Origin of the sequence: Stenotrophomonas sp. ASS1 (assembly GCF_004346925.1) — a bacterium.
Classification (GTDB): Bacteria; Pseudomonadota; Gammaproteobacteria; order Xanthomonadales; family Xanthomonadaceae; genus Stenotrophomonas; species Stenotrophomonas maltophilia_A.
In genome coordinates, this window is the sequence record NZ_CP031167.1 from 4,505,001 (window position 1) to 4,526,529 (window position 21,529).

At 68.4% G+C, this 21,529-nt stretch carries 18 protein-coding genes; 8 read left to right on the forward strand and 10 right to left on the reverse strand.

Annotated elements, in window-relative coordinates:
• The first annotated feature begins 85 nt into the window (after positions 1 to 85).
• Entirely contained in the window at positions 86 to 1,207 is a 1,122-nt protein-coding gene (locus MG068_RS20755; RefSeq protein WP_132811062.1) for a benzoate/H(+) symporter BenE family transporter, read from the forward strand.
• 6 nt (positions 1,208 to 1,213) lie between these two features.
• Here the strand turns inward: MG068_RS20755 and MG068_RS20760 are convergent, their stop codons facing one another.
• The 5 genes from MG068_RS20760 to egtB form a co-directional block, all read right to left on the reverse strand.
• Positions 1,214 to 1,987, reverse strand: coding sequence for a DUF2628 domain-containing protein (locus tag MG068_RS20760; RefSeq protein ID WP_132811063.1), 774 nt, complete (start codon positions 1,985 to 1,987; stop codon positions 1,214 to 1,216).
• A gap of 49 nt (positions 1,988 to 2,036) precedes the next feature.
• Positions 2,037 to 2,903, reverse strand: coding sequence for a D-hexose-6-phosphate mutarotase (locus MG068_RS20765; protein WP_132811064.1), 867 nt, complete (start codon positions 2,901 to 2,903; stop codon positions 2,037 to 2,039).
• Positions 2,904 to 2,943: 40 nt separating this feature from the next.
• A complete protein-coding gene (locus MG068_RS20770; protein WP_132811065.1) occupies positions 2,944 to 4,212 on the reverse strand; it encodes a lytic murein transglycosylase in 1,269 nt (422 codons plus the stop codon).
• An 84-nt stretch (positions 4,213 to 4,296) separates the two neighbouring features.
• On the reverse strand, positions 4,297 to 5,271 hold the full coding sequence (gene egtD / locus MG068_RS20775) for an L-histidine N(alpha)-methyltransferase (protein WP_132811066.1): 975 nt from the start codon (positions 5,269 to 5,271) through the stop codon (positions 4,297 to 4,299).
• The gene (gene egtB / locus MG068_RS20780) at positions 5,268 to 6,539 is read right to left on the reverse strand and encodes an ergothioneine biosynthesis protein EgtB (protein WP_132811169.1); all 1,272 of its coding nucleotides are present in this window, start codon (positions 6,537 to 6,539) and stop codon (positions 5,268 to 5,270) included. The genes egtD and egtB overlap by 4 nt, the downstream gene beginning before the upstream one ends.
• Before the next feature lie 150 nt (positions 6,540 to 6,689).
• Here egtB and MG068_RS20785 point away from each other — a divergent pair, with 150 nt between their 5' ends.
• Entirely contained in the window at positions 6,690 to 7,970 is a 1,281-nt protein-coding gene (locus tag MG068_RS20785; RefSeq protein ID WP_132811067.1) for a GGDEF domain-containing protein, read from the forward strand.
• A gap of 3 nt (positions 7,971 to 7,973) precedes the next feature.
• Here MG068_RS20785 and MG068_RS20790 read toward each other — a convergent pair whose 3' ends face one another.
• Positions 7,974 to 8,366 (reverse strand): YchJ family protein, encoded by a 393-nt coding sequence (locus tag MG068_RS20790; RefSeq protein WP_132811068.1) that lies wholly within the window; start codon positions 8,364 to 8,366, stop codon positions 7,974 to 7,976.
• Positions 8,367 to 8,468: 102 nt separating this feature from the next.
• Between MG068_RS20790 and MG068_RS20795 the strand changes: the two genes are divergently transcribed.
• Complete coding sequence (locus MG068_RS20795) at positions 8,469 to 9,248, forward strand: sulfite exporter TauE/SafE family protein (RefSeq protein WP_071229494.1); 780 nt, start codon at positions 8,469 to 8,471, stop codon at positions 9,246 to 9,248.
• Between the two features lie 96 nt (positions 9,249 to 9,344).
• Here the strand turns inward: MG068_RS20795 and MG068_RS20800 are convergent, their stop codons facing one another.
• The 4 genes from MG068_RS20800 to folE form a co-directional block, all read right to left on the reverse strand.
• Positions 9,345 to 12,725, reverse strand: a complete 3,381-nt coding sequence (locus tag MG068_RS20800; protein WP_132811069.1) for an ATP-binding protein — start codon at positions 12,723 to 12,725, stop codon at positions 9,345 to 9,347.
• A gap of 16 nt (positions 12,726 to 12,741) precedes the next feature.
• Positions 12,742 to 13,443 (reverse strand): DUF4194 domain-containing protein, encoded by a 702-nt coding sequence (locus tag MG068_RS20805; protein WP_005411692.1) that lies wholly within the window; start codon positions 13,441 to 13,443, stop codon positions 12,742 to 12,744.
• Complete coding sequence (locus tag MG068_RS20810; RefSeq protein WP_046985163.1) at positions 13,430 to 14,899, reverse strand: DUF3375 domain-containing protein; 1,470 nt, start codon at positions 14,897 to 14,899, stop codon at positions 13,430 to 13,432. The genes MG068_RS20805 and MG068_RS20810 overlap by 14 nt, the downstream gene beginning before the upstream one ends.
• Before the next feature lie 112 nt (positions 14,900 to 15,011).
• Positions 15,012 to 15,623, reverse strand: a complete 612-nt coding sequence (gene folE / locus MG068_RS20815; protein ID WP_008267997.1) for a GTP cyclohydrolase I FolE — start codon at positions 15,621 to 15,623, stop codon at positions 15,012 to 15,014.
• Between the two features lie 689 nt (positions 15,624 to 16,312).
• On the opposite strand from folE, the gene MG068_RS20820 reads away from it, so the two are divergent.
• The 5 genes from MG068_RS20820 (at position 16,313) to MG068_RS20840 (ending at position 21,500) form a co-directional block, all read left to right on the forward strand.
• Positions 16,313 to 16,768 (forward strand): MarR family winged helix-turn-helix transcriptional regulator, encoded by a 456-nt coding sequence (locus tag MG068_RS20820; RefSeq protein WP_012481667.1) that lies wholly within the window; start codon positions 16,313 to 16,315, stop codon positions 16,766 to 16,768.
• 108 nt (positions 16,769 to 16,876) lie between these two features.
• On the forward strand, positions 16,877 to 17,086 hold the full coding sequence (locus MG068_RS20825) for a DUF1656 domain-containing protein (protein WP_010487502.1): 210 nt from the start codon (positions 16,877 to 16,879) through the stop codon (positions 17,084 to 17,086).
• A complete protein-coding gene (locus MG068_RS20830; protein WP_032973896.1) occupies positions 17,083 to 18,000 on the forward strand; it encodes an efflux RND transporter periplasmic adaptor subunit in 918 nt (305 codons plus the stop codon). Before MG068_RS20825 ends, MG068_RS20830 begins: the two co-directional genes overlap by 4 nt.
• Positions 17,997 to 19,457 (forward strand): efflux transporter outer membrane subunit, encoded by a 1,461-nt coding sequence (locus MG068_RS20835; protein WP_132811070.1) that lies wholly within the window; start codon positions 17,997 to 17,999, stop codon positions 19,455 to 19,457. Before MG068_RS20830 ends, MG068_RS20835 begins: the two co-directional genes overlap by 4 nt.
• 3 nt (positions 19,458 to 19,460) lie before the next feature.
• Positions 19,461 to 21,500, forward strand: a complete 2,040-nt coding sequence (locus tag MG068_RS20840) for an FUSC family protein (RefSeq protein WP_132811071.1) — start codon at positions 19,461 to 19,463, stop codon at positions 21,498 to 21,500.
• Positions 21,501 to 21,529: the final 29 nt, after the last annotated feature.

Consider the following 21,529-nt stretch of genomic DNA (forward strand, 5'->3'; position numbering starts at 1 on the left):
GCACAGTGGAGAGACCGCCATGAACATCCACCTGCCGCCAGCCTGGTGGCCCGCCCTTTAATTACCGGCCCTCGTTGCCGGCTTCATTACTGTGCTGGTCGGCTTCGCCAGTTCGGCCGTCATCGTGTTCCAGGCTGCACAAGCCGTCGGTGCCAACCAGGCACAGATCGCCTCATGGATGTGGGCACTGGGACTGGGCATGGGTGTCACCTGCATCGGGCTGTCGCTGCGCTATCGCGTGCCGGTGGTGACCGCGTGGTCAACCCCGGGCGCGGCGATGCTGGTGGTCGGTGCAGGCGGTGCCTCGCTCGCTGAAGCCACCGGTGCATTCCTGCTCGCTGCGGTGCTTGGCATGCTGGCAGGCTTCTCCGGCATCTTCGCCCGGTTGATGCAGCGGGTGCCGATGGCGCTGGCCGCCGGCATGCTGGCCGGGGTGCTGCTGCGCTTCGGCCTGGACGTGTTCGTGGCCATGAACACCCAACTGGTACTGGCGCTGGCCATGTTCGCCACCTGGCTGGGCGGACGCCGCCTGTTCCCGCGCTATGCGGTCATCGCCACCCTGCTGGTCGGCATCGCGGTGGCGGCCAGCCGTGGCCTGCTGCACGCACAGCAGGTGCAGCTGCAACTGGCGGTACCGCAATGGGTGACCCCATCCCTGTCCTGGACTGCAGTGGCTGGCATCGCCCTGCCCCTGTTCGTGGTCACCATGGCCTCGCAGAACATTCCGGGCGTGGCGGTGATGCGCGCATCCGGCTACGACGCCCCGGTGTCGCCGCTGATCGGCTGGATCGGTGTAGTCAATACGCTGCTGGCACCGTTCGGTGCATACGCACTGAACCTGGCGGCAATCACCGCAGCGATCTGCATGGGCCGCGATGCGCATGAGGACCCGGCACGACGCTATACCGCAGCGATGGCGGCCGGCGCCTTCTACATTGTCGTCGGGCTGTTCGGCGCCACCGTGGCCGCACTGTTCGCGGCGTTCCCGAAAGAGCTGGTGGCCTGCGTGGCCGGTATCGCGCTGTTCGGCACCATCGCCAACAGCCTGGCCAGTGCGCTGGCAGTAGAGCGGGACCGCGAGGCGGCACTGGTCACCTTCCTGGTGACCGCCTCGGGCGTCTCGCTGGCCGGCATCGGCTCGGCGTTCTGGGGGCTGGTGGCCGGAGCCCTGTGCCTGCTGGTACTGCGGCCACGCCAGGCCGGCTGATCCGGCCTAACCCGCCAATGCAGCGCCGACCGTACTTAGCACCACCGCGATGACGATGGCGATCAGTGTGGCGACCACGCTGGTGCCGCCGCGTGCAGTCAGCTCGCTGCGCAGCCGTGTGTCATCACCGCCGGTCACGGTACGGGCCTGGGCGATCAGGCGCTGGCAGTGTGCCAGGTACCAGCTGTTGCCAAAGATGCCGGTGGTGATGCTGAGCGCGAAGGTGATGACCAGTGACAGGCCATCCGGCACATCCAGCAAGGTCTCGACCACGCTGATCAGCAGCAGCAGGCCAGCCCACATCGCCGCCAGGCGGTACATCTTGCGGTACATCATCCAGATCAGGCCGAGCAGGAAGGCCGGCCAGTGCCAGGTGCCACTGCCCGTGGCGATGCCCTGATCCAGCCGCCAGCGCTGGCGATAGATCGGGAAGTTGCCACCGACCACGCTGGCGTACAAGGCCATTTCGCCCTCCAGCCCAGCCGCCGCGGCCGTCTCCGGTGCCGCAACCGGTGCACGATAGGGATCGGACGGATCGCCGACACTCGGCGCGATGCCCTCAGCCGCGGGCGCTGCGTCGATATCCAGGACCGGAGCCACCTCGACCTGCGTTGAGGCCTGATCCAGCTCCGCCAACGGCCGCCACGAGGGCATGCCCTCGCACCAGAGCAGCGTTCGCGCCGTGACCGTCCCTTCCCGCTGCAGCTGGCGAAGACCGGCCAGATCCACCGGCCCACTGCTCTGCCTGCCATTGGCGTACCACCATTGTGCTTCCTGCATGTTTTCCGTCCTTGCTACTGCATCGACAAACTGAAACCGCTGCCAGCGCCTACAGCCCGGTACTGGCCAGGGTCTGCACCAGCTGATGGCGCTCACCCGGCGCAAGCGTAATCTGCTCCGGGCCTGCGTTGGCCACTTCCAGGCAAACGTAATCGTGCCAGCCATCGCCGACATCGGCCATTTTCGCTGCCGCCTCCGCACCGGGATTCCAGGCCACCAGCGTCTGGCTGCCTTCGCTGCGGATCTCGATCCGCCGCTGCAGTACGGGATCACGCAGCACGTAATGGCCGCCGGCACCGGTATAGATGCGATCGCTGCGACCTGGGTCACGCGGATCGCGCAATGACCACGGTCCCTGTTGCAGGCGCAGCTGCGCATAGTCCTCGTACTTGTCCAGGTACTGCAGGCCATCAAGGCCCTCGACCTCGACCTGGTTGGCATCGCCCACCCGGAAATAGCTGTGCAGGGCCTGGGTGAAGGTCACCGGCGAGGTTCCGGTGTTTTCGGTGACGAGCTGCTGACGCAGCTGGCGGCCGATGCGCAACTGCATCTGCAGGCGCAGGCCGGGATCGGCGCAGGGTGCAGGTGCCAACTGCAGCTCGACCTCACCGTCATCGCTCTGGCTGGCCTGCAGAAGCTCCCAACGCGCGGTGCGCACCAGGCCATGCGCGGGCACATCATTGTTCTGGCCCTGGCGGCCGAACCACGGCCAGCACACCGGGACGCCACCGCGGATGGGCGTGGGCAGCTCGGCGCGCGTGGGCGAAAGCCACAGTACATCGGGCTGCCCATCGGGAATGAACGACAGCAGCTGTCCGCCGAACACGCTGATGACCGCCGTCGCGCTGGGGGTGCGCACGTGCCAGGCCTCCAGCCCGTGATACAGGCCGCTGCTGATGTCCGGATCCGACTGCATGCGATGACGCTCCTTGAAGACCGCGGCGATGATGTCGCGGTCAGCGTGCCTGGGGCAAGGCCTTCTGCGCAGCGGGTGCGATGGCGGCCGCCTCTTCCTGCAGCGCGCGCAGGATGCGTTGGCCGGCACGCCCATCGGCGTTGGCCCAGCCCAGGCGCTGCTGCTCGGACTGGATCGCGCGACGGGTGGCAATACCGATCATGCCGTCGGCGCTGCCGATGTCGTAGCCACGCGCCAGCAGCAGGGCCTGCAGCTGGCGGCGTTCATCGCGGCCGATGCCGGGATCATCCGTCGGCCAGGCGGTAGCCAGCCCGTTGCCGCCACGCAGCTGGTCGGCCAGCGTGGCGATCGCCAGCGCATAGCTTTCGGCGGCGTTGTAGCTGTAGATCGCGTCGTAGTTGCGGAACACCAGCAACGCCGGGCCCTTGTTGCCGGCCGGCAGCAGCAGGGCGGCGCGCGCATCCGCCGGCAGGTTGGCCGGAGCCAGCGCACTGCCATCCAGCGCGGTCAGGCCCTGCGCACGCCAGTCGGCCAGGGCGCGACGCTGGGTACGTCCGGCCTGGCTGGCGTTGAAGCCAGCGGGAACGAGAACTTCCATGCCCCACGGCTCGCCACTGCGCCAGCCGGCACGCTTGAGGTAGTTGGCAGTGGAGGCCAGCGCATCGGGAATGCTGCCGACCAGATCGCGGCGGCCATCGCCATCACCGTCCACGGCGATGCGTGCGTAGGTGCTGGGCATGAACTGCGTATGCCCGAAGGCACCGGCCCAGGAACCGGTGAGGCCCTGTGCCTGCAGGTCGCCGCGGTCGATCAGCTTGAGCAGTGCCAGCAATTCACCGCGGAAGAAGGGTTGGCGACGGCCGGCGCAGGACAGCGTGGCCAGTGACTGCAGCAGGGGGCGCTTGCCGAACACGCGGCCGTAGTCGCTCTCCACGCCCCAGACCGCGACGATGGTGGCCGGATCGACACCGTACTGCGCCGACACTCGATCGAGCAGGTCGCGATGCTGCTGCAGCATGGCGCGACCATCAGCCACGCGCTGGCGATCGACCAGCGCGGCCAGGTAGTCCCAGATCGGCGTGGTGAATTCCGGCTGCGCGTCGAGCAGGCCGAGCACACTGGGGTCCGGGGTGAGGCCGGCGATGATTTCGTTGAAGCGCTCGGCGCTGATGCCTTGGCTGGCGGCCGTGGCCTGAAGGCCCGAAAGGCAGCGGCTGAAGGCCGGATCGACGCTGGCATCCGGTGCTGCAGGCAGCGCGGGGGGCGAGGCGAGAGCGGCCGCCAGGCCGAGGGTGGTCAGAATGGGCATGGCGTCCTCCGTGTTGCCGTTGCACGGCCATCTTAGGGGTAGCGGTGCTGCAGAACCTGAAGGGGTACCGGCTGGCCGGCCGCCCTAGATGGCACGCAGCAGGCGCAGGCCGTAGGCGGGACTGTCGGCATTCCAGCGCTGCGTGACCTGCAGGCCCGCCTGCTGCAGCAGCGCCTCGAAGCTGTCGTCGGTGTACTTGTGGCTGTACTCCACACGGATCGGTTCGTCGGCGGCGAAGTGGAAGGTGCGGCCGTCCAGATGCACATCCTGCGCCCAGCGGCTGACCAGATCGGTTTCGATGCGCAGCCGCGCGGTGCTGTAGCAGGCGCGGTGGTGGAAGCCGTCGAGGTCGAAGTCGCTGCCGATCTCGCGATTGAGCCGGGCCAGCAGGTTGAGAGTGAACGCGGCGGTGACACCCTGCGTGTCGTTGTAGGCCGCTTCGATCAGCGCCGGGTCCTTGTGCAGATCGATGCCGACCAGGGCCAGGCCGTCGCGGCCCATCGTCTGGCGCATCGCCCGCAGCAGTGCGACCGCGTCTTCGCCTTCAAAGTTGCCCAGCGTGGAACCGGGGAAGAACAGCAGCCGTCGCGCGGGTTCGCGCTCGGGCATGGGAACGGCGACGGGGCGGGTGAAGTCGGCACAGACCGGCAGCATCTCCACCTCCGGCAACGCCGACGCCAGATGATCGATGCTGGACAGCAGCGCGGCCCGCGAGATTTCAATCGGCGTATAGGCCACCGGGTCGTGAAGTGCGGCCAGCAGCAGCGCGGTCTTGCGTCCGCTGCCGCTGCCCAGCTCCACCACGTGCAGACGCGGGCCAACGCTGCGGGCGATGTCCGGCAGCACACGCTTCAGCAGGGCCAGCTCGGTGCGCGTGGGGTAGTACTCGGGGGTCTGCGTGATCTGCTCGAACAGTCGCGAGCCACGCGCATCGTAGAAGTACTTGGACGGCAGCTGGCGCGGCGTACGTGAGAGTCCGGCCACTACGTCGGCCAGGATCTGCTGGCGGCCGGGAGTGAGATCGGTCAATGCCTGCAGCGCGTCATGGACGGTGCTCATGTGAGGTCCCTGGCCAGGCGCAGCCCGGAGAACTGCCAGCGCGCCGGCGGCATGAAGAAGTTGCGGTAGCTGGCGCGCACATGGCCGCGGGGTGTCGCGCAGCTGCCGCCACGCAGCACCCACTGCCCGCACATGAACTTGCCGTTGTACTCACCGAGGTTGCCGGCGAAGGGACGGAAGCCCGGATAGGCGCCATACGCGCTGTGGGTCCACTCCCAGACATCGCCGAACAGCTGCCGTATTCCACTGCCCTGCGCTGCCAGCGGATGCAGCCGGTCGTCGTCAGCGAAATGGCCGCGCAGCGGCTGCGACGCAGCGGCGGCTTCCCATTCGTACTCGCTGGGCAGGCGCGCGCCGGACCAGCGGGCGCAGGCATCGGCCTCGTAGTAGCTGAGGTGGCAGACCGGCGCGTGCGGATCCAGTTCGCGCCAACCGCCCAGGGTGTACTCGCGCTGCAGGGCGTCATCCCAGTACAGCGGGTGCTGCCAGCCCTCGGCTTCGCGCAGCGCCCAGCCTTCGCTGAGCCACCAGCGCGGTTCGCGATAGCCACCGGCGTCGATGAAGGCCCGATACTCGGCATTGCTGACGGGACGCTCGGCCAATGCGTGCGCGGGGAGCAGCACGCGGTGCGCTGGCGATTCGTTGTCGTAGGCGAACGCGGCCTGCTGCGGCCATGCCGCGGCGCCGACGGTGACGATGCGCTCGGGTGATTCGATCCAGCCCTGCGCACTGGCAGCGCTGGTGGCAGGCTGCAGGTCCTCGCGGTAGGCGGGCTGCAATGGGTTGCACCAGAACGCATGCTTGATGTCGGTGAGCAGCAGTTCCTGGTGCTGCTGCTCGTGCTGCAGGCCCAGCTGCAGATGTTGCAGTGCCTGTTCATCGAGATCGCCCGCCGCCAACCGCGATTGCACCTGCGCATCGACCTGCTGGCGGTAGTCGCGCACCTGCTGCAGCGACGGGCGCGACAGCAACCCGCGCTGTGGCCGCGCATGCGCCGGGCCGATGCTCTTGTAGTAGCTGTTGAACAGGTAGTCCCAGCCCGGGTCATGCGCTGGCGCGGTGGCGAAACCCGCCAGCACGAAGCGTTCGAAGAACCAGGTGGTGTGGGCCAGGTGCCATTTGCTCGGGCTGGCGTCAGCCATGCTCTGCAGCATGGCGTCCTCGGCACTGAGCGGCGCGGCCAACTGCAGGCTGCGCGTCCGTACACGGGCGAACTGGCGGGCGAGATCGTGCTGCGGGGCAGCGACGGCGGCGGGTACGCTGTCCATGTGGGCAGCATCGGCGCTGGACGGTGAGTGCGACGTCATGGTTCGGCGTCACTTCGTTCACATGGATGAGCCTGCCGCATTCAAGAAGCCACCACGAGCGCCGCTAACGGCAATGCTGCGGCCGCGTCGTCACCGCGCTGGAATTCCTGCTTGCCCCTGCATCCGCTCCGCCAGCCTGCGCATTACCTGTTCGTGCTGCCTGCCGTGCTGGTTGCCGTGGTGGTGTGGACCGCATTGGATACCGCAGACGTGGCCAGCCCGGCGCAGCGCGTCCTGCCCTGGCTGATGGCCTGCCTCGGTGCCGGCCTGGCCCTGCTCTACCACCAGGTGCGCACGTTGTGCCTGCTGATGGTTGTGGCGGTGATGTTCGCGCTGCTGCACCAGGACGTCGCTGGCTACCTGCGCAATGGCCATGTCACCACGCTGACACCGCTGCGCTTCCACGCCATCTCGGCCTGGTTGCCGCTGTTGTCTGCCGGCCTTGCGTTGTGGCCGGAGCGCGGACGGCGGCGCCAGGACCTGCTGCTGCGCGGTATTGCCAGCGGCACCGCGGTGATGATCTTCCTGCTGCTAGCCACACAGCAGCCGCGCGGCATGCACGATCTGCTGTCGAACCGTCACTGGGCCTGGATTCCCGCCGACTGGAGCGCGCTGGCGCAGCTGCCGGCGCTGCTGTTCCTGCTGGCGACCGCAGCGTTGGGCTGGCAGGCGTGGCGGCATCCTCGGCCACTGCACACGGCGATGCTGCTGGCCCTGCTGTGCCTGTGGTGGATGCTGCCGCGGATCTTCCTGCAGCCGGTGCTGCTGCCGGCGCTGAGCAGCGCCGCCCTGCTGCTGATGCTGGGCGCGATGCTGCAGGAGTCCTTCCACATGGCCTTCCGCGATGAGTTGACCGGCCTGCCGGGGCGACGGGCATTCAACGAGACCCTGCAGCGGGCACGCGGCACCTACAGCATCGCGATGGTGGACGTGGACCACTTCAAGTCATTCAACGACACCCATGGCCACGACACCGGCGACGATGTACTGCGCCTGGTGGCCTCGCGGCTGGCGCGGGTGGGCGACGGTGGCCGTGCATTCCGCTATGGCGGTGAGGAGTTCGCGGTGGTGTTCCTGGACCGCCCTGCGGCGGCCTGCATGGATGCCGTGGAGGCGCTGCGGCAGAGCATCGAGGAGACCCGCATGCAGCTGCGCGACCGCAGCACCCGCAGCCGTGATGACGAAGCCGGCCGACAGCAGCGCGGACGCGGTGGCAGCGGCCAGGTGGTACAGGTGACGGTGAGCATCGGGCTGGCCGACAGCCGCGTGGATCCGCGCCCAATGGCGGTGGTCAAGGCCGCCGACCAGGCGCTGTACGTGGCCAAGGACGGCGGCCGCAACCAGGTGCACGCGCACGGCGGCCAGCGCGTGCTGGCTGCGCGCAGCGTGTAGGGCTCAGACCGCGTCGAGGTAGTACCAGCGGCCGTCGATGCGCTGGAAGCGGCTGTGTTCGGTCATCTTGACCGCACTGCCGCCGCCGACGCGATAGCGCGCGGTGAAGCGGACATCGGCGCTGTCAGCACCGGTGACGGTGTGCTCGTGCACGGTCAGGCCCAGCCAATGGGTACGCTGGCCGGGTGCATCATCCAGCGTCAACTCGGCCGGACGCGTGTCCGGATGCCAGCTCTGGCGCAGGTAATCAGCCAGACCGCGCACGTAGGCGCTGTAACGCGAACGCATCAGGCGCTCGGCATCGGGCGCGGCTTCACCGGCGTGGAAACGGCCGCAGCAGGCTGCATAGTCGGCGGGAAGGCCACAGGGACAGGGATCGGCGGGTTTTCGGCTCATGCCGGCATTGTCGCCGGGTTGCGCGGATTGATCCACGCGCGGCACGGGCCAGCTGAAGCAGGACAGGCGTATGCTGTCGCGCCCCCACCTTGATTGATCGCCGTGCTGGAACTGGTTCCCCCTGAGTTGTGGTGGCTGGTGGTGATCGCCTTCATCGCCGGTCTTGTGGATGCCGCCGTGGGTGGCGGTGGCCTGGTTCAGCTGCCCGGCCTGTTCACGGTGCTGCCGCAGCAGACGCCGGCGATGCTGTTCGGTACCAACAAGTTCAGTTCGATGTTCGGCACCGGTGCGGCTGCCTGGCGCTATGCGCGCAACGTGCGCTTCCCGTGGAAGCCGGTGCTGTTCGCGGCCGGCACCGCCTTCATCTTCTCCTTCGCCGGGGCCACCGCGGTGAGCCTGCTGCCCAAGGACGCGGTGCGCCCACTGGTGCTGGTGCTGCTGATCGCGATGTTGGCCTACACGTTGTGGAAAAAGGACTTCGGCGCGCTGCACCGGCCGCAGGAGATCGGCCGCCGCGAGCTGACCATCGCACTGGCCATTGGTGCGGCGATCGGCTTCTACGATGGTTTCTTCGGGCCGGGCACCGGCAGCTTCCTGATCTTCCTGTTCGTGCGCTTCTTCGGCCTGGATTTCCTGCGCGCGTCGGCGGCATCGAAGGTGGTGAACCTGGCGACCAATGTGGCGGCGATCTCGTTCTTCGTGCCGACCGGCAACATCCTGTGGCTGTTCGCGCTGCCGATGGCGGCGGCCAACATCATCGGTTCGGTGGTGGGCACGCGGTTGGCGCTGAAGGGCGGCACGCCGTTCATCCGCAAGCTGTTCGTGGGGCTGGTGGTGGTGCTGATCGCGCGGATGGCGTGGGATACGTTGCGCGGAGCGTGAGTGCGGTTGCCGGCCAGCGGCCGGCACTACCGGGTCATGAACCCCGCCCATGGGTAGTGCCGGCCGCTGGCCGGCATTCCCATTCAATCGGCCGGGTCAGGCCTCCGCTTCTTCCGGTTCGTTGGCCTGCTGGCGGCTGCGCTCGGGCAGCTTCAGGCGCTTGCCTTCTTCGTCGTACTCGATCAGCAGCACGCCGGAGTCGTGACGGCCGCTGATTTCGACGAAGCAGGCACCGCCGATGAACGGTTCCAGCGTCATCACCGACTTCAGCGGGGTGGCCACCACCATCTGGAAGCCGAAGTTGTCGAAGATGTTCATCGCCAGTGCGGTGAACTCGTTGTCGGCCTTGTCGAAGGCTTCGTCAAGCACGACCGCGGCGTAACTGGGCAGCTGGCTGTCGGCACCGCCGAGCTGGTAGCGCAGCGCTGCCGCCAGGCAGGTGGTAGCCAGCTTCTGGCGCTGGCCGCCGGACTTGCCGGCGCCGCTGCGGTAGATCTCGACCTGCTGGCGCGTTTCCGCATCCAGCTCGACGCCGATGAACTCCACGTGCATGCGCACGTCCAGCACCAGTTCGCGCCAGCGCTTGTCTTCGCCTTCCTGTGAACCCAGGCGGTTGACCAGCTGGCGCAGCACGGTGAACTGCGATTCGGCCAGCTCGCGCTGCTCGGTCTGCTGCTGCGACAGCACCTCGCGCAGCTGCAGGTGGAACTCACCGACTTCCGGCAGGCGGCGGTCGCTCAGTTCAATGGTCAGCAGCGTGCCACGGTTGAACGGCACCTGTTCCAGGCTGGCGTTCACCTCGTCCAGGCGCTGGCCGATCGACTTGCGGGCCTCGGCGCTGTGGCGCTGCAGGGCCAGCAGGTTGTTCTTGCTCTGGTTCTGCAACAGATCGAAGAAGCGCTCTTCGTGCTGCGGCAGGCCGTCGCGCTCCAGGCGTTCGAGGCGGGCGAGGAAGTCCTCGGCCGAGGCCACCGAGACGGTGAAGTCGCCCGATTCCTCCGGCCACTGCTGGATGAAGCGACGGAAGCAGCCGATCAGCTGGTTCTCGATGCGGTTGAGGTCCTGCTGCGAGGACGACAGCTGCTCGTTCAGCGCGTTGCTGACCTGGCGCATGTGCGCTTCCAGCGTTTCCAGGCTGAGCGGGCCCTGCTCCTGCAGGCGCTCGGCAAGGCCGGCTTCCTGCTCCTGGGCCAGGCTCGGCAGCACCAGCGCACGGCTCTGCTGGCGCGCGCGGTCCAGGCGGTCGCGTTCCTTGACCAGCTGCCCGCGCTCGACGCGGACGTCTTCATAGGTGCGGCGGGCCTGCTCGATGTCGGCGCGCACGGCGTCGATCTGCTTGGCCAGCTTGGCGAGGTCGGCGTTGCCTTCACGCAGGTCGCGCAGCGTCGCTTCGATATCGCTCAGGCGCTGCTGCGGGGCAGCGATGTCGATCTCGTTCCAGCTGATGCTGACCAGCTCGTGGCAGGCCAGGCGGCGCTCATTGTCGCGGTCGCGCTGGCCGCGCAGGCGTGCGATGTCGGTCTCGCAGCTGGCGATGCGCTTGGCCAGTTCCTGTGCTTCGCGCTCGAAGGCGCCCACCTTGTCGTGGTTGTTGAAGCCGAGGATCCAGCGACGGCGGTCGCCCACCGCACTGCGGTCGTCCTTCTCGAAGCGGTCGCCCGGATGCTTGACCTGGCCTTCGCGGGTGATGCCGCGGTCGACGTTGCGCAGCTGCTTGGCATCCACGCACTCGTAGTCGAAGCGCTTGCCGAGCTCGCGCCGCAGCCAGCTTTCGAACACATGCTCGCGCAGCTCCAGCTTGTGCAGCAGCGACTTCGCCGACGGCTCGCGCGCGAACGCATCATCGTTGCGGCGCACGCGGTAGTAGGTGAAGCGCATGCCCAGGTGGGTACGGTTCACCCACTCGGCGACGTCGTTGTAGTGCTTGTCATCGACCAGCAGCGACAGCGCGAAGCCGCCCAGCACACGTTCGATGGCGCCCTGCCAGCCCTGCTCTTCCGAGCGGACCTGGATCAGCTCGCCGACGAACGGCAGCGCCGCTTCGGCGATGCCGGTTTCCTCGGCCAGGCGCGCGCGCAGCTTCTGCATCGGCGCCGGAATGTTGGACGGCGTGCGCTGCATCGCTTCGAGTTCGCTGCGCACTTCACTGAAGCGGCGCTCGTCGTCGCGCTTGCCGCCGAGGCGATCGCTGATCGCATCGTCCAGTGCCGCCGAGGCACGCTGGCGGTCCTGCAGTTCGTTCTGCGCGCGCTCGACCAGCTCGGCGAAACCATGGGCATCGTCGGGCAGTTCGGCCTGCAGCTGCTGTGCCGCCTCCTGGGCCTGGTCACGCTTGGCCTTGCGGCGGTCGCGCTCGGCTTCGGCGCGGCCCTGCTCGCGCTCCAGTTCCTCGATACGCTCACCGCCCTGCTGGCGGCGCTGCAGTTCCAGTTCGGCCAGGCGCTCGGTGTGGTTGTCGAGCGCGGCGCGGCGCTGGGCCTCTTCGCCGAGCAGGCCACGGTCACGCACGTCCATCTCGCGCAGGCGCGCTTCGATCAGCGCCTGGCGGCGGCTTTCGCGGAAGCTGTCGACGCCGAGCTTCAGCGCTTCGTCGTCGCCGCGCTGGCGGTGCATTTCCTTCAGGTCGTTGTAGTAGGCGCGTGCCGGAAGCAGGGTTTCCACCTGGCGGCGCGCGGTGACCACGGCCTGGTGCGCGCCATCGAGCTCGGCGAAGTCGCTGACCAGGCGCTCGGCGGCGTCGAAGGTCTTCGGCGTGTCGAGCATGAAGTCGCGCAGGAAGACGTTGAGGTCGCCCAGGTTCTTCGCCGACTGCGTCTTGTGCAGCAGGCGCAGCGCCATTTCGTTGTCGATACCGAGCAGGTCGCGGAAGCGCTCGGCGTAGCCGGAGAAGGTGTCGAAGTGGTGCAGGTCGGACAGCTTCTGCTTGAGCTTGCGCAGGTCCAGGTCGAAGCCGCCGAGATCCTTGGCGATGTCGAACGGACGCTCGGCGATCATGTAGTGCTTGCGCACGTCGCCGGCCGAGGTGCCGTTGCCGGAGATCCACAGCAGGCGCACCAGGCTGACCACGCGGCCATCGCCGGCGCGGTACTCCAGCACCAGTGCGGTCCAGGTCGCGCCCTTGCGCAGGTACTGGGTAGCGATTTCGCCGGTGCCGCTGTCCTGCTGGTCAGCCCACGCGCCACGCACGTAGGACACCAGGTTGCGGTCGCGGCCGCTGCGCTCGGCTTCACGCGCGGCGGCGTTGAAGTCGACGATGGCCGGCGGCGTCAGCAGCGCGGACATGGCATCGAGCAGGGTCGACTTGCCCGAGCCGGAACGGCCGACGAACAGGAAGCCGCGCTCGGCGATCGGCACTTCGGTCAGGCCGTTGAAGGTGCCCCAGTTGTGCACCTGCAGGCGGCGCATGCGGAACTGCTGCAGGCGCGGGTCCGGCAGGCCTTCGTTGAACAGTGCGGGAGTGTGCTTGGAGATAGCCATGCGATGGTCGGGTCTCTCAGGCCTCGGCGGCCGGGGTTTCGCGCAGCTGGCGGTACACCGCCGAAAGCTGGGACACGTCTTCGGCGGAGAACAGCAGCTTCAGCGCCGGCGAGACTTCGTGGCGGTCTTCCTGGCCGCTGAGGCGGGTCAGGATGTGGTTGTCCTTCATCTTCTGCACTGCCGAAGCAACGCGGCGGTTGAAGCCGGCGCGGTCGGTGGACAGGTTCTTCTCGTAGATGGCCAGCGCTTCGGCCATCTCGGCGTCGGCGACCACCGCGCGGTTGCCGCGCGCATCGGCCTCGGCCAGCTGCTGGCGCAGGTACAGCAGCAGCACTGAATCGATGAAGGTCAGCGGCGAGGTGCGCAGCAGTACCGGCGCATCAACGTCTTCGGTGTCGGCCTGGCGGGTGAACGCCACGCCGCTGTCACGGTCGAGCACCAGTTCCAGGAACAGGTCCGCCAGCGACGAGCGGATGGCCGCCTCGCTGCGGATCAGCGCCGGCCACAGCTTGGCGTGGCGCAGCTGGTCGATGCTAGGGCCGATCAGCAGCTGGCACAGCGCGCGGCGCGCATCCAGCGGCAGGCGCCCGGTATCGCCGAGGTAGTACACGTCGTTGCCACGGCGGGGCTGCGCCACGGCCGCCACCGGCTCGGCTTCGTAGGCGTCTTCCGCCACGTCGGCCTGCGCTGCGTCGATGGGATCTTCATGCCAGCTCATGGCGTCTCTCCTGGGTAAACCAAACCAGCGGGATGCGGGCGCGACGGATCTGGCCGTCGCCACCACGCCATTCGGCAAGCTCCTGCTCGCCGGCGATCACATTGCCGAAGCGCGTGCCCAGCGACAGGTAGCCGATGACGCTGCCCAGGCCCTGCGGCGCTTCACGCTGCGACAGCGCCTGGGCGATGCTGAGCCGCGGCTGTGCATCGAGCAGGTCGTGCAGGTCGCGGCGCAGGGTGCGGAAGTCGATTTCGGACGAAGCGACCAGATCGCCGACGCTTTCCAGGCTGATCGCGGCCGCGTCGTTGTACTCGACGTTGCCATCGACCTGGGCGCTGCGTGGATCATGCAGCTTCCACTGCGACCACGAACGCAGGCGGCTGGTGGTCAGCTGCAGGTCACGGCCGATGCCGCGCTGTGCGGGGAACTCGTCGCGCAGCGCCAGCGCTTCGGACTGCGCCTGCTTCAGCAGCTGGTTGAGGCGGCGCTGTTCCAGGTAGCCACGGCTCTGCACGAAGCCGCGCAGGCTGCGCGCGAAGTTCTGCAGCACATCGTGTACCTGGCCACCGCGCTCGAGCATGGTGCTGGTGAAGCCACGCAGGAAGTTGCGCTCGTTGCGGTCCAGGCGGCGCGCAAAGCCACGCGCCAGCACCGCTTCCAGCGCAGCATCAAGCTGGGCGCTCTGTTCGGCGTCGTTGAGCAGTCGCCAGAACGCCTGGAAGCTGCGGCCGGCATCGCTCTCGCCGATCACGTCCACGCCTTCGAACAACTGCGACAGCACGTCGCCGCGCTCACCCTCGTCGTCGATGATGCGCTCGCGGAAATCGCGGTTGAGCTGCTCGAAGTCGTCGCGCACGCGGCGGAAGTCCTCGGTCAGCTCGTCGGCCAGGCCGATGATCTGGCGCGCACGTTCCAGCGCGCGCTTGCCGTCCAGCGCGATCACGCGGCCGGCACCAACGCGGGCGATCTCGGCGTCGATGCGGTCGCGCTCGTCGCGCAACGCCGACAGGCGCGCATCCGGATCGGACTCGGTCTGCGCGGCCAGCTGCGAGAGCTGTTCGATGACCAGCGCCAGCCGGCTTTCGGTGGCAGCCACGCGGGCCTGCTCCAGGCCATCGGCGAAGCGGATCGCCTGCAGCGCTGCGGTCGACAGCTCGTACTGCTCCTGGTCGGCACCTTCGGGCAGGCGGCGTTCGAGCCAGCCCTGGGCCAGCCAGTGCGCGATGTAGGCCTGCGCGGTACGCGGCAGGTCGCGCGACAGTTCGTCGCCGTTGAGCTGGTCCAGCGCACGTTGCAGGCGCTCGTTGAGCACCGACGACGACAGCGTACGCTCGCCGTCCATCAGCAGCCCTTGCAGCAGGCCGATGATTTCCGGAGCGTGGTCGGCGGCGAGCAGCTTCCACTGGGGCTGTTCGCGCAGATGGCGGTAACGGGAGATGCGTTCGCGATGCTTCATGCAGCGAAAGGAGTCATGAGGGCTGGCGGGGACGAGCAGCCGCGCACGGCGGCCGCGCGGGCAGCCGTGGGCATGCCGGCCACCAGGGGCCGGCGGGGTGCGGGCAAGCGGCTCAGCGCTTGCCGCCCACTTCGATGAAGCGCAGGAACTCGGCGCGGGTACGCGCGTCGTCGCGGAAGCTGCCCAGCATCTTCGAGGTGACCATGCTGACGCCGCGCTTGTGGATGCCACGGGTGGTCATGCATTCGTGGGCGCCTTCGACGACCACGCCGACACCGATCGGCTGCAGCACATCCTGGATGCACTGGGCGATCTGCGCGGTCATCTTCTCCTGCACCTGGAAACGGCGGGCGTAGGCTTCAACGACGCGGGCCAGCTTGCTGATGCCCACCACCTTGCCGGCCGGCAGGTAGCCGACGTGCACGCGGCCGATGATCGGCGCCATGTGGTGTTCGCAGTGGCTTTCGTACTCGATGTCGCGCAGGACGATCAGTTCGTCATAGCCGGCCACCTCCTCGAAGGTCCGCTCCATGTAGGCGCGCGGGTCGTCGCGGTAACCGCTGAACCAGTCGCCATAGGCTTCGGCGACACGGCGGGGGGTATCCAGCAGGCCTTCACGGGACGGGTCCTCACCGGCCCAGCGCAGCAGGATGCGCACGGCATCCTCGGCCTGGTCCTGGGTCACGTCGCCCTGCGGGGCGGCCTTTTCGTTGTTCTTGCTCATTGCGTACAGCGTCCCGAACGGGGGGCGAGCATCGTACCCGACCGGGGGGTGGGTCGTCCTGTTGGGACGGTTCATCGGGGGGTCGTTGTTGGCGCGTCGTTGCTATCGGTCTGGAGGGGGAGAGGGGACTGCGCAGGACACGCCGTAAACCCGTCCCTGGGGGCTCGATGGCGCCATCCATGGCGCCAACGGTCCTGCGCAGCCCCCTCTCCCCCTCCCTGACAGTTTCCTGCGGGCGCGGCCGGACCGCCCGAAAGCGGGGTCAAGAGCTGGGGTTCATGGCTTCGGAAGCACCACGCGCGACTGCGCGACTGCTGTGGTGGGTGCGGACCGTTGGTCCGCACTGCTTCTGCCCTTGCCTTTTAAAGAGCCAACCCTCCGCGCTCGCGGGATGTGGGACGGGTGGCGGAGGGCCGGGCTGGGCAGGGCCGTGAGGCGCATGGATGCGCCGATCGAGCTTACATGGGTGAGGGCGCTTAGCTTGCGAAGCACTGCTTCGCAAGCGACCGAACGCCCAGCCGCCAGCGGCTGGGCCGGGCCCCGGAGGGTACTTGCAGCGTGCCCTGCCCCGTCCGGCCCTCCGCCACCCCAGCCGATAGCCAGCAGGCGCAACGCTTTCCTCAAAACACCCACCCATTCAGAAAAACCCATTGATAGGAATGAAATTAGTAGTATCCTATCTATCTCTTATGGACCGACCCCTCGACGAGCGCACCGTGCTGCAGATGCAGCTCAGCTCCGGCCTGCTGTACGCAGGGCGGCAGTGGCAGCGCCTGGCCGACAGCCGGCTCGGCAGCTACGGCATCTCCACCGCCTGCACCATGCCCCTGCTGATGATCGGCCGCTCCGGCGGTGGCATCCGCCAGGTGGCGCTGGCCCAGCAGCTGGGCATGGAGGGTCCTTCCCTGGTGCGCCTGCTGGACAAGCTGTGCGCCAGCGACCTGGTCCGCCGCGAGAGCGATGCCAGCGACCGCCGCGCCAACCTGCTGTGGCTGACCGACGCGGGACACGCGCTGGTCAGCGAGCTGGAAGACCAGTTGATCGGCCTGCGCCAGGACGTGTTCGGCGAGCTTTCCATGGATGAACTGCACGCCGTGCTGAAGGCATGGCGCCTGCTGGCCGAGGCTGCCGACCGCATCACGTAAGACCGCTGCCCCCGAATACCGCCGCTGCCGTGCACACGCCAGCGGCTTTTGCCCGTTGCTGTTGTTTCGTTGTTCCTCCCCTCCCCCACCTCGCCCCCGCCCCTACCGATGCCCGGTGAATTCAGTCTCCACGGAGTGTTCGTCCCGACCCTGCTCGGGTTGATGTTGTTGGCCTATCTGGTCAACAGCGGCCTGCACGCGCTGCTGCAGCGTGCCGGCGCCTATCGCCATGTATGGCACCCGGCGCTGTTCAACCTGGCGCTGTACGGAATCGTGCTGGGCCTGCTGTTCCACCTCCTGCGTTGGATGCAATCGTGAACAAGATCGTGAAGAAGACCCTGCCGGTGCTGCTCACCAGCGCAGCCGTGATCGTCGCCCTGCTGGTGCTGCGCCAGCTGTGGGTCTATTACATGGATGAGCCGTGGACCCGCGATGCCCATGTCGGCGCCGACGTGGTGCAGGTGGCGCCGGACGTATCCGGGCTGGTGGAAACGGTGCAGGTGGCCGACAACCAGGCGGTGAAGAAGGGCGACCTGCTGTTCGTGGTCGACCGTGCCCGTTACCGCATCGCGCTGGAGCAGGCCAAGGCCAGCCTGGGCGAGCGCCAGGCCTCGGTGGCACAGCTGCGCCGCGAGATCGGCCGTGACCGCAGCCTGCAGGACCTGGTCGCCGCCGAGGACGCCGAAGTGCGCCGCGCCAAGCTGCAGGCCGCACAGGCCGCGCTGGCCACCGCACAGGCGGCGGTCGACCTGGCCGAGCTCAACCTGGGGCGCACCGAGGTGCGCGCACCGGCCGATGGCCGGGTCAACGACCGCACCATGCGCGTGGGCGACTACGTGGTGGCCGGCAAGCCGGTGCTGGCGCTGCTGGATACCGGCTCGTTCCGCATCGATGGCTATTTCGAGGAAACCCGCCTGCGTGGCGTGGCCCCGGGACAAGCCGTGGACATCCGCCTGATGGGCGAATCGACCCCGCTGCGTGGCCATGTCGAAAGCATCGCCGCCGGCATCGAGGACCGTTACCGCAGCAATGGCAGCACCCTGCTGCCGAACGTGACCCCGGCCTTCGACTGGGTGCGCCTGGCCCAGCGCATCCCGGTGCGCATCGCCATCGACGAGGTGCCCAAGGGCGTGGAACTGATCGCCGGCCGCACCGCCACCGTAACCGTGGACACCGGCCGCCACCCGCACAACGACAAGGCCGGCACCGCGCCGACACAGGCGGGCCTGTGAACGCCGCCCTGCCCCGTCTCGGCCTGATCGTCGCGCTGGCCAGCCTGGCCGCGTGCAGGACCGTCGGCCCGGACTATGCATTGCCGGAAGGTTCGGCGTTCAAGCGCCCGCAGGCCAATGCCGCCTTCATCGATACCCAGAACCCGCAGATCGCCGCCAACCAGGCGCTGCCCGACCGCTGGTGGTCGCTGTACAACGACCCGGTACTGGAAGGCCTGATCACCCAGGCGCTGCGCGACAACGTGGAACTGAAGGCCGCCGATGCGCACCTGCGCCGCGCGGCGGCGGTGTATGAGCAGGCGCTGGATGCCGGTGGCTTCGAGTACGAGGCCGAGGCCGGCGTCAGCCGTGCACAGCTGTCGGCCGAATCGTTCCTGCAGGAGCACGAGCTGCCGGTGATCAACCTGGCCGATGGCAAGTTCGCGGTCAGCTACCAGTTCGACCTGTTCGGCAAGCTCAAGCGCGGCGCCGAAGCGGCCCGTGCCGACGAGCAGTCGGTCGCCGCGGCACGCGATCTGGCCCAGGTCAGCGTGGTCGCGCAGGTGGCCGACAGCTATCTGGAAATCTGCCACGCCAACCACGAGCTGCACGTGGCCGAGCATTCGCTGCAGCTGCAGCAGCGCAGCCGTACGGTCACCGAGCGCCTGATCGCGGCCGGCCGTGGCACGCCGCCGGAGCTGGCCCGCGCCAATGCTCAGGTCGCTCTGCTGGAAGCTGCATTGCCGCCCCTGCAGGCACAACGCTCGGCCGCTGCCTATTCGCTGGCTGCACTGCTGGGGCAGACCCCCGGGCAGCTGCCGGCCGGGGTGATCGACTGTGCGCATGCCCCCGGCCTGGCGCAGCCGCTGCCGGTCGGTGATGGCCGCGCGCTGCTGCAGCGCCGCCCGGACGTGCGCCAGGCCGAGCGCAAGCTGGCTTCGGCCACGGCACGGATTGGCGTCGCCACTGCCGAGCTGTACCCGGACATCCGCCTGGGTGCCTCGCTCGGTGCCGCCGGCCTGCTGGAAGACTTCGGCACGCCGATGACCCAGCAGTGGTCGATCGGCCCGCTGATCTCGTGGACGCTGCCGTCCTCGGGCACCCACGCGCGCATCCACGCCGCCGAAGCCGGTGCTGATGCCGCGCTGGCCGAGTTTGACCACACCGTGCTGCAGGCGCTGCGCGAGACCCAGACCGCGCTGGACCGCTATGCGCAGGACCTGCGCCGGCTGCAGTCGCTGCGCATCGCGCAGGAGCAGGCCGCACTAGCCGCCGAGCAGAACCGCCGGCTGTACCAGGGCGGCCGCACGCCGTACCTGTCCAGCCTGGATGCCGACCGCAGCCTGGCCACCAGCGATGCCACCCTGGCCGCCGCCGAAGCGCAGGTCTCGCGCGACCAGATCCACCTGTTCCTGGTGCTGGGTGGTGGCTGGCAGGCCAGCGCCGCCGCGCCCAACGCCTCGACCGCAGCGAAGTAAGCCATGAACGCGCTGACCGACCGCCAGGCCTGGCTGTTCTCGATCAAGACCTACCTGGCCGCGGTGGCCGCGCTGTACATCGCCATGGCCGGCAACCTGTCGCGCCCGTACTGGGCGATGGGCACGGTGTACATCGTCAGCCAGCCGCTGCTCGGCCCAACCCGGGCCAAGGGCGTGTACCGCATCGTCGGCACCCTGGTGGCCGGCCTGGCCACCCTGCTGGTGCTGCCGGCGCTGGTGGAGACGCCGCTGGTGCTGAGCGCGGCAATGTCGATCTGGCTGGCCGGCTGCCTGTTCATGGCCCTGCTCAACCGCGGGCCGCGCGGCTACGCGTTCCTGCTGGCCGGCTACACCACCGCCTTCATCGGCTTCCCGGCGGTGACCTCGCCGGAAACCATCTTCGACACGGTGGTGGCACGCAGCGAGGAGATCATCCTTGGCACGGTGGTGGCGGTGCTGTTCGCGTCGCTGCTGTTCCCGGCCTCGGTACGCCCGATGCTGCGCGCGCGCATCGGCAACTGGATGGAGGACGCTGCGCAGTGGTGCCGGCAGATCCTTGAACGTGGCCGCGCGCATGCGCCGCGCAACCGGCTGGCCGCCGACCTGGTGCAGTTCGAGGCGCTGATCGAGTTCCTGCGCCGCGATGATCCACGCCATGCCGGTTCGGCGGTGTCGATGGAGCGCCTGCGCGAGCGCATGCTGCTGCTGTTGCCAGTGCTGTCCTCGATTGCCGACCGCCTGAGCGCGCTGCGCAGCGATGGCCAGGCCCTGCCGGAAGGACTGCCGGCACTGGTCGATGACATCCACGACTGGCTGGACGGGCCCACCAACGCCAGCGAGTACGCCCGCCTGCGCGCGCGCATCAGCGCACTGAAGCCGCAGGTGGACCGCGACCTGCAGCACCTGCAACTGGCCAGCCTGCTGCTGCGCCTGGAGGAGCTGGTGGACCTGTGGCAGGACTGCCGTACCCTGCAGCACGCGATCGACCACGGCACCGCGCCGCTGGACCGCGCGCATTACCGCATCCGCACCGAGCGCGTGGCCGCCGACAAGCACGTCGACTACGGCATGGCGCTGTTCTCCGCGCTCAGTGCCGGCGTGGCACTTATGAGCTACTGCGTGCTGTGGATCGCGCTGGGTTGGGAGGGCGGTGGCAACGGCGCGATGATGGCTGCGGTGACCGCCGCGTTCTTCGCCGCACAGGACGATCCGGCACCGAGCATGGTGTCGTTCCTGGTGTGGGCGATGGTCGCCTCGGTGGTGGCCGGTGTGTACCTGTTCGGCGTGTTCCCGGCGGTGCACGACTTCGGCCTGCTGGCGCTGGTGCTGGCGGTGGCGTTCCTGCCGCTGGGGCTGATGCTGCACCATCCGAAGAGCGCGCTGTTCGCACTGCCGCTGACGGTGAACCTGGCCGCGCTGCTTAGCCTGCAGAACACCTACAGCGCCAACATCCAGACCTTCCTCAACTCGTCGATTGCGATGTTCATCGGCATTGGCTTTGCGGTGGTGATGACCCGCCTGTTCCGCTCGGTGGGTGCCGAGTGGACCGCACGCCGGCTGGTGCGGCAGGGCTGGACCACGCTGGCCGAGGCCGCCGAAGGCCGTGGCCAGCAGGACCGCCAGCGCTTCGCCGCACGCATGCTCGACCTGCTGGGCCTGCTCGCACCGCGCCTGGCAGCGACGCCCGAGGGCAGCGACATCGCCTCGGTGGACATGCTCAACGAGGCGCGCATCGGCCTGAACATCCTGCAGTTGCGTCGCGCACGGCTGGAACTGCCCGAGCGCAGCCGCGAAGCGGTCGAGCACATCCTGGAAGAAGTCGCCGTGCATTACCGCCGTCAGATCGCCGCGCGCAAACCGATCGTGGCGGCCGAAGCGCTGCGTGAGCGGTTGGATACCTCGCTGGGCCGGGTCGGCAGCGTGGCCGCCTGCAAGGCCCGCGATGAAGCCCTGATGGGCCTGATCGGCCTGCGCTTCGCGCTGTTCCCGGAAGCGAAGGCATTGGCGCCGGGGCTGGCGATGAGTGCGGCGACGCAGCCGTAGCGCGATACCCTGTGCGTCCACAGACTCCG

Excerpts from the sequence above, each read along its gene's own strand:
- MG068_RS20765 (WP_132811064.1), bottom strand. The coding sequence starts at position 2,903 with ATGCAGTCGGATCCGGACATCAGCAGCGGCCTGTATCACGGGCTGGAG.
- MG068_RS20805 (WP_005411692.1), bottom strand. The coding sequence starts at position 13,443 with ATGAGCTGGCATGAAGATCCCATCGACGCAGCGCAGGCCGACGTGGCG.
- MG068_RS20820 (WP_012481667.1), top strand. The coding sequence starts at position 16,313 with ATGGACCGACCCCTCGACGAGCGCACCGTGCTGCAGATGCAGCTCAGC.
- MG068_RS20760 (WP_132811063.1), bottom strand. The coding sequence starts at position 1,987 with ATGCAGGAAGCACAATGGTGGTACGCCAATGGCAGGCAGAGCAGTGGG.
- MG068_RS20770 (WP_132811065.1), bottom strand. The coding sequence starts at position 4,212 with ATGCCCATTCTGACCACCCTCGGCCTGGCGGCCGCTCTCGCCTCGCCC.
- MG068_RS20840 (WP_132811071.1), top strand. The coding sequence starts at position 19,461 with ATGAACGCGCTGACCGACCGCCAGGCCTGGCTGTTCTCGATCAAGACC.
- MG068_RS20800 (WP_132811069.1), bottom strand. The coding sequence starts at position 12,725 with ATGGCTATCTCCAAGCACACTCCCGCACTGTTCAACGAAGGCCTGCCG.
- MG068_RS20825 (WP_010487502.1), top strand. The coding sequence starts at position 16,877 with ATGCCCGGTGAATTCAGTCTCCACGGAGTGTTCGTCCCGACCCTGCTC.
- folE (WP_008267997.1), bottom strand. The coding sequence starts at position 15,623 with ATGAGCAAGAACAACGAAAAGGCCGCCCCGCAGGGCGACGTGACCCAG.
- MG068_RS20810 (WP_046985163.1), bottom strand. The coding sequence starts at position 14,899 with ATGAAGCATCGCGAACGCATCTCCCGTTACCGCCATCTGCGCGAACAG.
- egtB (WP_132811169.1), bottom strand. The coding sequence starts at position 6,539 with ATGGACAGCGTACCCGCCGCCGTCGCTGCCCCGCAGCACGATCTCGCC.
- egtD (WP_132811066.1), bottom strand. The coding sequence starts at position 5,271 with ATGAGCACCGTCCATGACGCGCTGCAGGCATTGACCGATCTCACTCCC.
- MG068_RS20790 (WP_132811068.1), bottom strand. The coding sequence starts at position 8,366 with ATGAGCCGAAAACCCGCCGATCCCTGTCCCTGTGGCCTTCCCGCCGAC.